This is a genomic window from Mesorhizobium sp. M0018 (assembly GCF_040323955.1).
Taxonomy (GTDB): domain Bacteria; phylum Pseudomonadota; class Alphaproteobacteria; order Rhizobiales; family Rhizobiaceae; genus Mesorhizobium.
Genome location: NZ_JAMYVL010000019.1, coordinates 10967 through 23660 on the forward strand (window position 1 = coordinate 10967; position 12694 = coordinate 23660).

A 12694-nucleotide genomic window follows, 5' to 3' on the forward strand; every position below is an offset into this window, starting at 1 on the left:
TCGGCGGATTTGAATCGGAATATACAAATGACCAATCACTATGATGTGGTGGTGGTGGGCGGCGGTCATGCTGGTTGCGAGGCGGCTAGTGCGGCCGCGCGGGCTGGCGCCAGGACCGCGCTGGTGACGCTGCGCTTCGACACGATTGGCGTGATGTCCTGCAATCCGGCGATCGGCGGCCTCGGCAAGGGCCATCTGGTTCGTGAGATCGACGCCATGGACGGGCTGATGGGCCGCGTTGCCGATGCGGCCGGCATCCAGTTCCGTTTGCTCAACCGCCGCAAAGGGCCGGCGGTGCGCGGGCCACGGACGCAGGCCGACCGAAAACTCTATCGGCTCGCCATGCAGGCGGCGATTCGCGAACAGGCTGGCCTCGATGTCATCGAAGGCGAGGTGCTGGATTTCGAAATCAACATCCGGGAAATCGACGACGGACGCATCGCGGCGGTGCTGCTGGCGGATGGAAGCCGGCTCGCCTGCGGCGCCGTGGTGCTGACGACCGGCACTTTTCTGCGCGGGCTGATCCATATCGGCGAGAAGAAGATCGTCGCCGGCCGCATGAACGAGCAGGCGAGCATCGGCCTGTCGGCGACGATGAGCCGCGCCGGCTTCAAGCTCGGGCGGCTGAAGACCGGCACGCCGCCGCGGCTGGACGGCAGGACGATCGATTGGGCGTCACTGGAGAGCCAGGCGGCGGACGAGGACCCCGTGCCGTTCTCGCTGCTGACCGATCGCATCGAAAATCCGCAGATCCATTGCGGCATCACCCGAACGACCAATGCGACGCACGAGCTGATTCGCGCCAATCTCGGCCGCTCGGCCATGTATTCGGGCTCGATCGAAGGCGTCGGGCCGCGTTATTGCCCGTCGATCGAAGACAAGATCGTCAAGTTCGGTGACCGCGAAGGCCACCAGATCTTTCTGGAGCCGGAAGGGCTGGACGACGACACGGTGTACCCGAACGGCATTTCGACCTCGCTGCCCGAGGACGTGCAGCTCGACATCCTGAAGACCATTCCGGGGCTGGAGCGGGCAACCATGCTGCAGCCGGGCTATGCCATCGAGTATGATCATGTCGATCCACGCGAGCTCAAGCCGACGCTGGAAACCAAGCGGATCGCCGGCTTGTTCCTCGCCGGCCAGATCAACGGCACCACCGGCTACGAGGAGGCCGGCGCGCAAGGGCTGCTTGCCGGCTTGAATGCAGCGCGCAAGGCGTCGGCGAGCGAGGAAATCGTGCTCAGCCGCACCGAAGCCTATATCGGCGTGATGGTCGACGATTTGACCAGCCGCGGCATTGCCGAACCCTACCGCATGTTCACCTCGCGGGCCGAGTTCCGGCTATCGCTGCGAGCCGACAACGCCGATGAGCGGCTGACGCCACTGGCGATAAGGCTGGGGATTGCCTCGCCGGAGCGGATGCAGCGGTTCAACAATGTCGTGCAAGATCTTGAGAAGGCGCGACAGCTCGCCCTCGGCACCACCATGACCCCCAATGAGGCAGCGCGCCATGGGCTTGAAATCAACCGGGACGGCGTCCGCCGCTCGGCCTATGAGCTGCTGGCCTATCCCGGCGTCGACATCGCCTGGCTGGCGCGAATTGAGCCGGCTTTCGCGGCGATCGACAGCAAAACGGCCGAACGTCTTGAAACGGAAGCCAAATATTCTGTCTATCTCGACCGGCAGCAGGCCGATGTTTCGCAGATCAGGCATGAGGAGAGCAGGCTTATTCCCAAATCGCTCGACTTTGCTTCTGTTCCCGGCCTGTCGAACGAGTTGAAGCAGAAGATGCTGGCACGCCAGCCGCGCTCGATTGCCGATGCGCAACGCATGGAAGGCATGACGCCGGCGGCGCTGGCGATTATCGTCGCCCATGTCCGCAATGCCGAGGCGACCGCGCGAAAGCAGGTCGCGTGAGCGCTGCGTCCTGGGCAAACCTGCAGGCGGCAGCGGGCCCGGTTTCACGTGAAACATTCGATCGCCTAGTCGAGTTCGAGGCCGTGTTCCAGAAATGGAACCGCCGGATCAATCTGGCCGCGCAATCGACGCAGGACGATGTCTGGCGCCGCCACATCCTCGACAGCGCGCAGCTGGCGCGAATCAAACCAGAGGCGAAGCGCTGGGTCGATCTCGGCTCCGGCGGTGGGTTTCCCGGCCTTGTGCTGGCCTTTTTGCTTGCCGAGCGGGACGGCGCCGGTATCGACCTGGTTGAAAGCAACCGGAAAAAAGCATCGTTCCTGCAAGCGGTCATCGGACAGTTCAGCCTGCCCGCCAAGGTTATCGCGCGCCGCATCGACGACAGCTATCCTCTTGTTCCTGCACCCCAAATCGTCACAGCCAGGGCACTCGCCTCGCTTCCGGCCTTGCTCGACCTGGCGGCACCGTGGCTGACCAAGGGGTCGCGCGGCCTGTTTCACAAAGGCCGGGATTACCGCGCCGAAGTGGCAGAAAGCGCTCAACGATGGTCTTTCGATCTGGTAGAACATGCCAGTGCAACCGACGCGCAGGGCGTCATTCTCGAAGTATCCGACTTGCGACAGCACCCTGGCTTGTGACCGGCGACCCAAATGAATTTCTGGCATAGACCCATGATGAAGAACGGCCCCCGAATCATCACCGTCGCCAACCAGAAGGGCGGCGTCGGCAAGACGACGACCGCCATCAATCTGGCCACCGCGCTGGCGGCCATAGGCGAACAGGTGCTGATCGTCGATCTCGACCCGCAGGGCAATGCCAGCACCGGGCTTGGCATCGACCGGCGCGACCGCACCGTCTCGTCCTATGATGTGCTGACCGGCGAGCTGGATCTCGAAGCGGCGGCGATCCCGACGGCGGTGCCTGGCCTGTCGATCGTACCGTCGACGCTCGACCTGCTCGGCATCGAGATGGAAATCGCCTCGGCGCCGGATCGGGTGCTGCGGCTGCGCAACGCTCTGCGGGCTTCGGCTGAGCGCTCGGCCAATTTCGGCTATGTGCTGATCGACTGCCCGCCGTCGCTCAACCTGCTGACACTGAATTCGATGGCTGCGGCCGATTCGGTGCTGGTGCCGCTGCAGTGCGAGTTTTTCGCGCTGGAGGGCCTGAGCCAGCTTTTGGAGACGGTCGAGCAGGTGCGCCGCTCGATCAACCCCGACCTGACGATCCAGGGCATCGTGCTGACCATGTTCGACGGGCGCAACAATCTCGCCAACCAGGTGGTGCAGGATGTGCGGGCGCATATGGGCGACAAGGTCTATGAAACCGTCATCCCGCGCAATGTTCGCGTTTCCGAGGCGCCGTCCTACGGCAAACCGGCGATTCTCTACGACCTCAAATGTTCGGGCAGCCAGGCCTATCTGCAGCTTGCTTCGGAAGTCATCCGCCGCGAGCGCAAATTGCGTGCCGCTTAACCGTTGTAAATAATAAACCTGATTCGATACCGAAACGATCTGGACGGACGATGAACGAAGACCCTTCGAGGAAAAGACTGGGACGGGGACTGGCGGCCCTGATCGGCGAAATCGATCGCCCGGCAGCTCCGGAAAAGCTCGGGCTGGCGGCCGACGGCAAGGTGCCGATCGAGTTCCTCAGCCCCAATCCCAAAAACCCGCGCCGGCATTTTGGCGACGCTGACCTGACCGACCTCGCCCAGTCGATCCGCGAACATGGCGTGGTGCAGCCGGTGGTGGCGCGGCCGTCGAAAACCCAACCGGGCCGCTACGAGATCATCGCCGGCGAGCGACGCTGGCGTGCGGCGCAACGCGCCGGGCTGACCGAAATCCCGATTATCGTGCGCGACGTCAACGATCGCACGGCGCTCGAACTGGCGATCATCGAAAACGTCCAGCGCACCGACCTCAATCCGGTCGAGGAGGCGCTCGGCTACCAGCAGCTGATCGACGACCATGGCTATACCCAGGCCGATCTCGGCCAGGTGATCGGTAAGAGCCGCAGCCATGTCGCCAACACGTTGAGACTGCTCAAGCTGCCCGACGTCATCCGCGACATGCTGGTCGACGGGGCGCTTTCTGCCGGCCACGCCCGTACCCTGGTGACGGCCAACGACCCGGCTGGGCTTGCCAAGCGGATCATCGATGAGGGGCTTTCGGTGCGCCAGGCCGAGGCCTTGGCGCAGCTGCCGGTCGGCGCGCCGTCGGCAAAACGCCAGCCCGCCGCACCGCCGCAAAAGGATGCCGACACGCTGGCGCTGGAGCGGCTGATGACCAGCACGATCGGCATGATCGTCACGATCGAGCACAACCAGCGCGGCGGCGTGATCAGCGTCGCCTACCGGACGCTGGAGCAGCTCGACGAGCTTTGCCGAAGGCTGAAGCGGGAGTAGGTAGGTTGCTAAAATTAGCCGGCAAATAAGATTTTTGCTGCCGCGCGGTGATTGGCGAAATCGTCGAAGTAGTCAATCTCCCCCCTTGAGGGGGAGATGGCCGGCAGGCCAGAAGGGGTCGTCAAATTTCAAGCGCCACCTCCTCTGTCGTCGCGGAAGGGGCTGGTGTTCTACGCGCTGTGATCCCCTCTGTCGCCTTTGGCGACATCTCCCCCTCAAGGGGGGAGATCAGGTGCGCTGCGCCAGCCTGGCGCTCTCCACGGCGATGCCGAGCAGGGCCTGGCGTGCCAGCGCGACCGACAGATCCGGCCGCCGGCGTGTCTGCAGGACCGCCGTCTGCAGGCGGTTGAGGGCGCGCCCGAGCGCCTCGCTGCTCCAGCGTTCGAGGGCTTTCTCGACCAGCTTGCGCCTGGAGAAAAACACCGGCGGGCGCGCCGCGGCAACGACCGAAGCGGCATTGCGGCCGCCGGCGTCCATCTGGCCGCGCATCGCCTGGATCGCCTGCAACTGCCGCATCGCCGATGAAAGTACCAGAAAGGGCTGGCCGCCGGACTGGCAATGGCGGGTGAAGGCGGTGTCGAAATCGGCGATCCTGCCTTCGAGCAGGGCGTCGACCGCCGCGTCGAAGGAGAGGCCCGAGACATCGCCAGACGTCGCCTTGACGTCGTCGAGGCCGATTTCGGCCTGGCCATGCGCGTAAAGCACCAGCTTTTCGATCTCGCCGCGCGAGGCCAGCCGGTCGCCGCCGAGATTGCGGCGCAGCGCCTGCCGCGCCTCCAGCGTCATCGACATGCCGGCCTTGCGCAGTTCGTCGTCGATGATCGTATCGATATCCCTGGCCTCATCGGCGTAGCAAGGCAGAGCCATGGCATTGTCCGCCGCCTCCACCACGGCGCGCAGGCCGACGCCCTTCTTCAGGTCGCCGGCCTCGATGAGGATGATGGCGTCCCGCGCGGGCTCCGACGTCAGCGCCTTGACGTCATCGGCAAGCGCCTTCTGAGCGCCGGCGTTGCGCACCCATAGCAGGCGCCGCTCCGAAAACATCGGCACGGTGCGGGCCTCGTCGAGCAGGCGGCCCTCGTCGCGATCGACCTCCGAACCGTCCAGCCTGACGACCGAGAACGGATCGTCAAGCGGCAGGCCGGTCTTGCCGGCAAAGGCCTTTGCCCGCTCGGCAACCAGCCCGCGATCGGGACCGTAAAGCAGCACGATCGAGACGCGCGGATCCGGCTTCGCGAGCCATGCATCGACCTCGTATGCTTTCTTTTGTGCCATGGGCGCTGATTAGCATGACGCGGGCGCGGGGTGAACGGCGCCGCCCTCCTTTCCTTCTCCCCCTTGTGGGAGAAGGTGGATTGGCGCGCAGCGCCAAGACGGTTGAGGGGTGCTGGCCGGAGCGCTGTTGGTGCCAAGCTGGAACACCCCTCATCCGACCGAGCTTCGCTCGGCCACCTTCTCCCACAAGGGGAGAAGGAGGTGCTCGTGCCGCCCAACCCGACGCATTGCCTTATCTGGCGGGAAACCCGGCGCAATCATCTCCCAAATTGCGCGCCGGCGCGGAAGATCGACAAGAAATTTCGCCGACATATCTCCATCCTGTCGGCCGCGGGCAGCAGCCAGCGGCAGCGAAGCCTCGCCCGACGAATTGGCACTGGTCTGGCGGTGTGCAAGTATCCTGGCCGGGCAACAGTGGAGGACCGAGATCATGGCCGATGCCGGAATGCTGCGCTTCCATGTTCCGGAACCGGAAGTGCGGCCGGGCGGGACGCCGGATTTCTCCAATGTGAGCATTCCAAAAGCTGGCTCGGTGCCGCGCCCGAAGATCGACGTCGACCCGCGCGACATCCGCGATCTGGCCTTCTCGATCATTCGCGTGCTCAACCGCGCCGGCGAGGCGGTCGGGCCGTGGGCAGGGCTGCTTTCGGACGACGAGTTGCTGGAGGGGCTGCGCCATATGATGACGCTGCGCAGCTTCGATGCGCGCATGCAGATGGCGCAGCGCCAGGGCAAGACCTCTTTCTACATGCAGCACCTCGGCGAAGAGGCTGTGAGCTGCGCCTTCCGCAAGGCGCTGTCGCGGGGCGACATGAATTTTCCGACCTATCGGCAGGCCGGCCTGCTCATCGCCGACGGCTACCCGATGGTCACGATGATGAACCAGATCTATTCGAACGAGGCCGATCCGCTGAAAGGGCGGCAATTGCCGATCATGTATTCGTCGAAGGAGCACGGCTTCTTCTCGATCTCCGGCAACCTGGCGACGCAGTACATCCAGGCGGTCGGCTGGGCGATGGCTTCGGCGATCAGCAACGATTCAAAGATCGCCGCCGCCTGGATCGGCGACGGCTCGACCGCCGAGTCCGACTTCCATTCGGCGCTGGTGTTCGCCTCGACCTACAAGGCGCCGGTCGTGCTCAACGTCGTCAACAACCAGTGGGCGATCTCGACCTTCCAGGGCATCGCCCGCGGCGGTTCCGGCACTTTTGCCGCCCGTGGGCTCGGCTTCGGTATTCCGTCGCTGCGCGTCGACGGCAACGACTATCTCGCCGTCCATGCGGTGGCCAAATGGGCGGCGGAACGGGCGCGCAGCAATCTCGGGCCGACGCTGGTCGAATACGTCACTTACCGCGTCGGCGCCCATTCGAGCTCCGACGACCCGTCGGCCTACCGGCCGAAGGCCGAGTCCGATGCCTGGCCGCTCGGCGACCCGATCGTCAGGCTGAAGAACCATCTCATCCAGCGCGGCGTCTGGTCGGACGAACGCCACGCCCAGGCCGAGGCGGAAATCCTCGACACGGTGATTTCGGCGCAGCGGGAGGCCGAGCGCCATGGCACCCTGCATGCCGGCGGCAAGCCCTCGGCGCGCGACATGTTCGAGGGCGTCTATGCCGAGATGCCGCCGCATCTCAGGCGCCAGCGCCAACAGGCAGGGGTCTGACCATGCCGCGGCGGACCATGATCGAGGCTATCCGCGACGCCATGGACGTGTCGATGGCGCGCGACAGCCAAGTCATCGTGTTCGGCGAGGATGTCGGCTTCTTCGGCGGCGTCTTCCGCTGCACGCAAGGCCTGCAGGCGAAATACGGAAAGAGCCGCTGCTTCGATGCGCCGATCAGCGAATCCGGCATTGTCGGCGCGGCCATCGGCATGGCCGCCTACGGGCTGAAGCCTTGCGTCGAGGTGCAGTTTGCCGACTATGTTTATCCAGCCTATGACCAGATCGTCTCGGAAGCGGCGCGGCTGCGCTACCGGTCGAACGGCGATTTCACCTGCCCGATCGTCGTGAGAATGCCGACCGGCGGCGGCATTTTCGGCGGCCAGACCCACAGCCAGAGCCCGGAGGCGCTGTTCACCCACGTCTCCGGCTTGAAAGTCGTGGTGCCCTCGAATCCGTATGACGCCAAAGGCCTTTTGATCGCGGCGATCGAGGATCCGGACCCGGTGATCTTCCTGGAACCGAAGCGGCTTTATAACGGCCCCTTCGACGGTCATCACGAGCGGCCGGTAACGCCATGGTCGAAACATGAGCTCGGCGAGGTTGCCGACGGCCATTACACGGTGCCGCTCGGCAAGGCGGTGATCCGACGGCCGGGTGCGGCGGTCACCGTGCTTGCCTATGGCACGATGGTCTATGTCGCCCAGGCGGCAGCCGAGGAGACCGGCATCGATGCCGAGATCATCGATCTGAGGACACTGCTGCCGCTCGACCTCGAGACGATCGTCGCCTCGGTCAACAAGACCGCGCGCTGCGTGGTCGTGCACGAGGCGACGCTGACATCGGGGTTCGGCGCCGAACTTTCGGCGCTGGTTCAGGAGAGCTGCTTCTATCATCTGGAAGCGCCTGTGGCGCGGGTCACCGGCTGGGACACGCCCTATCCGCATGCGCAGGAGTGGGACTATTTTCCCGGTCCTGCCCGGCTAGGCCGCGCGCTGGTCGAAACGATGGAAGCCTGAAGAGGGAACGATGGGCGAATATGTCATCAAGCTGCCCGATGTCGGCGAAGGCGTCGCCGAGGCCGAGCTCGTCGAATGGCAGGTCAAGGTCGGCGATCTCGTGCGCGAGGACGCCGTGCTTGCCGCTGTCATGACCGACAAGGCGACGGTCGAAATTCCGTCGCCCGTCGATGGCGAGATCGTCTGGTTGGGCGCCGAGATCGGCGACACGGTGGCGATCGGCTCGCCGATTGTCAGGTTGAAGGTGGCCGGCGAGGGAAATGTGAACGCAGGCGCGAAATCGGCGGAGGGTGAGGCGGCACCTACCCCCACCCCTAGCCCCTCCCCACAAGGGGGAGGGGGACGAGCTTCGGCCGCCAAAGCCGAAGCCAGGTCCAGCTCGCCCTTGGTCGGGCATGTGCCAAGAACCGAGGGCGCACGAACGGCGGATACGGAGTCCCCCTCCCCCTTGTGGGGAGGGGTTAGGGGTGGGGGTATTGCGCCGGCTTTCGAGGGTATAGCGCCGGTCGGTGCGCCGCGCCCCGAGGGCGAAAAGCCACTGGCCTCGCCGGCCGTCCGCCTTAGGGCGAAAGAGGCCGGCATCGACCTTCGGCAGGTCCCGGGAACCGGCCCGGCCGGCCGCATCCGGCACGAGGACATCGACGCCTTCCTGGCACGCGGACCGCAGCTCGCGAAGGCCCCTGGCCTCGCCCGCAACGAGGCGGTCGAGGACATCAAGATAGTCGGGCTCAGGCGAAAGATCGCCGAGAAGATGACGCTGGCCAGGTCGCGCATCCCGCATATCACCTATGTCGAGGAGATCGACGTCACCGCGCTCGAGGATTTGCGCGCCGCGCTCAACAAGGAGAAGCGGCCCGGCGCGGACAGGCCGAAGCTGACGCTGCTGCCGTTCCTGATGCGGGCGATGGTCAAGGCAATCGCCGACCAGCCCAATGTCAACGCACTGTTCGACGACGAAGCCGGCATCGTCCACAAGCATGGCGGCGTCCATATCGGCATCGCCGCGCAGACGGCTTCCGGGCTGATGGTGCCGGTGGTCAAGCACGCCGAGGCGCGCGACATCTGGGACTGTGCAGCCGAGGTTGTCAGGCTGGCCGAGGCGGCAAAATCCGGCACGGCGACGCGCGACGAACTGTCGGGATCGACCATCACCATCACTTCGCTGGGCGCCATGGGCGGCGTGGCGACGACGCCGGTGATCAATCATCCGGAAGTGGCGATCGTCGGCGTCAACAAGATGATGGTGCGGCCGGTATGGGACGGCAGTCAGTTCATCCCGCGCAAGATGATGAACCTGTCCTCCAGCTTCGACCACCGCGTCATCGACGGCTGGGACGCGGCGGTGTTTATCCAGCGGATCAAGACGCTGCTGGAGACGCCGGCGCTGATTTTTGTGGACTGAGGAGATGAACAGAGGATCGCAGGGGCGTGAGATGAGAGCAGTAGCGATCCTTCGCGCCCCCCTCTGCCCTACCGGGCATCTCCCCCTCAAGGGGGGAGATCGGACGTCATCCCGCCTTTCGCCAATCTCCAGCTTTGCAGGACTAAGCCGAACGCGAAAGCTGCCAATCTCCCCCCTCGAGGGGGAGATGTCCGGCAGGACAGAGGGGGGTGCTGCCCCGCCGGCTCGTCGAACTAAGGTGCAATGATGAAGGAAATCTCCTGCAAGCTGCTGGTCATCGGCGCCGGTCCGGGCGGCTATGTCTGTGCCATCCGCGCCGGGCAGCTGGGCATCGACACGGTGATCGTCGAGGCAGGCAGACCGGGCGGCACTTGCCTCAATGTCGGCTGCATCCCGTCAAAGGCGCTGATTTATGCAGCCGAAGAGTTCGAAAAGCTCTCGCACATGGCCGGCGGCAAAAGTCCACTCGGCATAACGGTCGCGGCACCGTCGCTTGATCTCGCCGCGACCATTGCCTGGAAAGACGGCATCGTTAGCCGGCTGAACAACGGCGTCGCCGGCCTGCTGAAGAAAGCTGGCGTGAAGACGGTGCATGGCTGGGCGACATTTCGCGACGGCAAGACCGTTGCCGTCGAGACCGAGATCGGCATGCAGGTGATCCGAGCCGAAACGGTGGTGATAGCGACCGGCTCGGCGCCGGTCGAGCTGCCGTCGCTGCCGTTCGGCGGGCCGGTCATTTCGTCGACCGAGGCGCTGGCGCTGAGCGAAGTTCCGGAGAGGCTGGCGGTGGTCGGCGGCGGCTATATCGGGCTGGAACTCGGCATCGCCTTTGCCAAGCTGGGCGCCAAGGTGACCGTGGTCGAGGCGTTGCCGCGCGTGCTGGCGCAATATGATGCGGAACTGACCCGGCCGGTGGTGAAGCGGCTGGCCGAACTCGGCATCGAGGTGCTCGTGAACGCCAAGGCCAAGGGGCTGTCCACTAAGCGCGACGCGCTGCTGGTCGAGACGAATGGCGGCAAGAACGGCAAGATCGCTGCCGACAAGATGCTGGTCACGGTCGGTCGCAAGCCGGTGACCGAAGGCTGGGGGTTGGAGCAGATCGACCTCGACATGGCCGGACCCTTCATCCGCATCGACGACCAGTGCCGCAGCTCGATGCGCGGCATCTTTGCCATTGGCGACGTCACCGGCGAGCCGATGCTGGCGCATCGGGCCATGGCGCAAGGCGAAATGGTCGCCGAGATCGTTGCCGGCCACAAGCGCAGCTGGGACAGACGAGCGATCCCGGCTGTCTGTTTCACCGATCCGGAGCTGGTCACCGCAGGCCTGTCGCCGGAGGAGGCCAAGACCCGTGGCGAGATCAAGGTCGGACAGTTTCCCTTCACCGCCAATGGCCGGGCGATGACGAAGTTGGGCGAGGACGGATTCGTCCGGGTAGTGGCGCGGGCGGACAGCCATCTGGTGCTTGGCATCCAGGCCGTCGGCCAGGGCGTGTCGGAGCTGTCGACGGCGTTTGGGCTGGCGCTGGAGATGGGTGCGACGCTGGAGGATATCGCCGGGACGATCCATGCCCATCCGACACAGGGCGAGGGTTTTCCGGAAGCGGCGCTGAAGGCGCTGGGGCACGCACTGCATGTCTGATGGCTCGCGCTCTCCCCCCTTGAGGGGGAGATGGCCGGCAGGCCAGAGGGGGTCGGTTCGACTGGATGCGACCTCCCTTGCGACAGATGGAGGTTGGCGCTCTACGCGAGGCGACCCCCTCTGTCGGCGACATCTCCCCCTCGAGGGGGGAGATTACGCAGCTCACCCTGCAAGCCGGCTAACCATTTCGTGCTGCGCATAGGCGCGGCCGAAGCGGTTGGCCAGGAAGGCGTCGAGGGCGATGTCCTCCTGCTTGATGAAGCCCCTGGCCGGCAAGGTGCCGTCCGCGAGCATGTCGAGCACCGCGCAGATGGCGGAGGCGGTGGTGATCTGGATGGCGCTGCGCACCGTTTCGCCGTCGCGCCTGGCGTAGATCTTGTTGGCGTAGGTTTCCTGCAGCAGACGGCCGTTCTTGCGGCCGCTGACGGTGACGAAGACGACAACCACGTCCTGCAGCGTCGCCGGCAGGGCGCTTTCGAAAATGTCCTTCAGCACGTCGCGGCGGTGCCGCAGGCCGAGGTCGTTGAGCAGCGCCTTCATAATAGCGGCATGGCCGGGATAGCGGATGGTGCGATAGTTCAGCGTCCGCACCTTGCCTTTCAGCGTTTCGGCCAGCGTGCCCAGCCCGCCCGAGGTGTTGAACGCCTCGTAGGTGACGCCGTCGAGCGAGAATTCTTCACGCTCCTCCAGCGGCGGCACTTCGATCAGCTCGCCTTCGACGATCGCCTCGCAAGGCTCGCAATATTCGTTGATGACGCCGTCGGTGCTCCAGGTCAGATTGTAGTTCAGCGCATTCGACGGGTATTGCGGCAGCGCGCCGACCCGCATGCGCACGCTTTCCAGCGTGTCGAAGCGGCTGGCGAGATCGTTGGCAACGATCGAGATGAAGCCCGGCGCCAGACCGCATTGCGGGATGAAGGCGCTGCTGCCGGAACGAGCCAGTTCCTTGACCCGCCTGGTGCTGACAACGTCTTCGGTCAGATCGAGATAGTGCACGCCGGCGCTGGCCGCCGCCTCGGCGATGCGCGTGGTCAGATGGAAGGGCGCCGCGCTGAGCACCGCGAATTTGCCGGCCAGGGCCGATTCGAGGGTGCCGGCGGCTTCGATGTCGAGTTCCAGCGTCTCGACCGTTTCAGGCAGTTCGGCCGCGCCGAGCTGCGCCGCCGAGCGGTCGACGAGCGTAACATGGTAGTTGCCCGTGGAAGCCAGCATCTCGGCAATGGTCGAGCCGATCTTGCCGGCGCCGACGACGATGATTTCCTTCATGACCGGTCCCTCGCACCAATGCTAAATTCACGGTTAGAATCGCAGCTTGCCTGTCGAAAGGAAGCGTGAGATTGTACGAAACGCAGCCTCTCTTTGGGCAATGTGACGGT

The 12694-nt window shown here is 65.0% G+C and carries 10 protein-coding genes; 8 read left to right on the forward strand and 2 right to left on the reverse strand.

Annotated features, from left to right (window positions below; all coding sequences use genetic code 11):
* Positions 1-27 precede the first annotated feature (27 nt).
* From mnmG to NKJ81_RS23505, 4 genes are read left to right on the forward strand one after another with little or no spacing between them, the layout of a single operon-like run.
* Entirely contained in the window at positions 28-1917 is a 1890-nt protein-coding gene (gene mnmG, locus NKJ81_RS23490; protein ID WP_352541919.1) for a tRNA uridine-5-carboxymethylaminomethyl(34) synthesis enzyme MnmG, read from the forward strand.
* Entirely contained in the window at positions 1914-2555 is a 642-nt protein-coding gene (rsmG, locus tag NKJ81_RS23495; RefSeq protein ID WP_352457186.1) for a 16S rRNA (guanine(527)-N(7))-methyltransferase RsmG, read from the forward strand. Before mnmG ends, rsmG begins: the two co-directional genes overlap by 4 nt.
* A gap of 33 nt (positions 2556-2588) precedes the next feature.
* Entirely contained in the window at positions 2589-3389 is an 801-nt protein-coding gene (locus NKJ81_RS23500; protein ID WP_084642633.1) for a ParA family protein, read from the forward strand.
* A 50-nt stretch (positions 3390-3439) separates the two neighbouring features.
* Positions 3440-4321, forward strand: a complete 882-nt coding sequence (locus NKJ81_RS23505) for a ParB/RepB/Spo0J family partition protein (protein WP_352541920.1) — start codon at positions 3440-3442, stop codon at positions 4319-4321.
* A 228-nt stretch (positions 4322-4549) separates the two neighbouring features.
* On the opposite strand, the gene holA is transcribed toward NKJ81_RS23505, so the two are convergent.
* Positions 4550-5596 (reverse strand): DNA polymerase III subunit delta, encoded by a 1047-nt coding sequence (holA, locus tag NKJ81_RS23510; RefSeq protein ID WP_352541921.1) that lies wholly within the window; start codon positions 5594-5596, stop codon positions 4550-4552.
* Between the two features lie 430 nt (positions 5597-6026).
* On the opposite strand from holA, the gene NKJ81_RS23515 reads away from it, so the two are divergent.
* From NKJ81_RS23515 to lpdA, 4 genes are all read left to right on the forward strand, one after another.
* Entirely contained in the window at positions 6027-7259 is a 1233-nt protein-coding gene (locus tag NKJ81_RS23515; RefSeq protein WP_254817940.1) for a 3-methyl-2-oxobutanoate dehydrogenase (2-methylpropanoyl-transferring) subunit alpha, read from the forward strand.
* Between the two features lie 2 nt (positions 7260-7261).
* Positions 7262-8275, forward strand: coding sequence for an alpha-ketoacid dehydrogenase subunit beta (locus tag NKJ81_RS23520; RefSeq protein WP_352541922.1), 1014 nt, complete (start codon positions 7262-7264; stop codon positions 8273-8275).
* A gap of 10 nt (positions 8276-8285) precedes the next feature.
* Positions 8286-9677 carry a dihydrolipoamide acetyltransferase family protein gene (locus NKJ81_RS23525; RefSeq protein ID WP_352541923.1) on the forward strand — a complete coding sequence of 464 codons (1392 nt, stop codon included), beginning with the start codon at positions 8286-8288 and terminating at the stop codon, positions 9675-9677.
* A gap of 246 nt (positions 9678-9923) precedes the next feature.
* Entirely contained in the window at positions 9924-11318 is a 1395-nt protein-coding gene (gene lpdA / locus NKJ81_RS23530) for a dihydrolipoyl dehydrogenase (protein WP_352541980.1), read from the forward strand.
* 162 nt (positions 11319-11480) lie between these two features.
* Here lpdA and NKJ81_RS23535 read toward each other — a convergent pair whose 3' ends face one another.
* Positions 11481-12584 carry a saccharopine dehydrogenase family protein gene (locus NKJ81_RS23535; protein ID WP_352541924.1) on the reverse strand — a complete coding sequence of 368 codons (1104 nt, stop codon included), beginning with the start codon at positions 12582-12584 and terminating at the stop codon, positions 11481-11483.
* Positions 12585-12694: the final 110 nt, after the last annotated feature.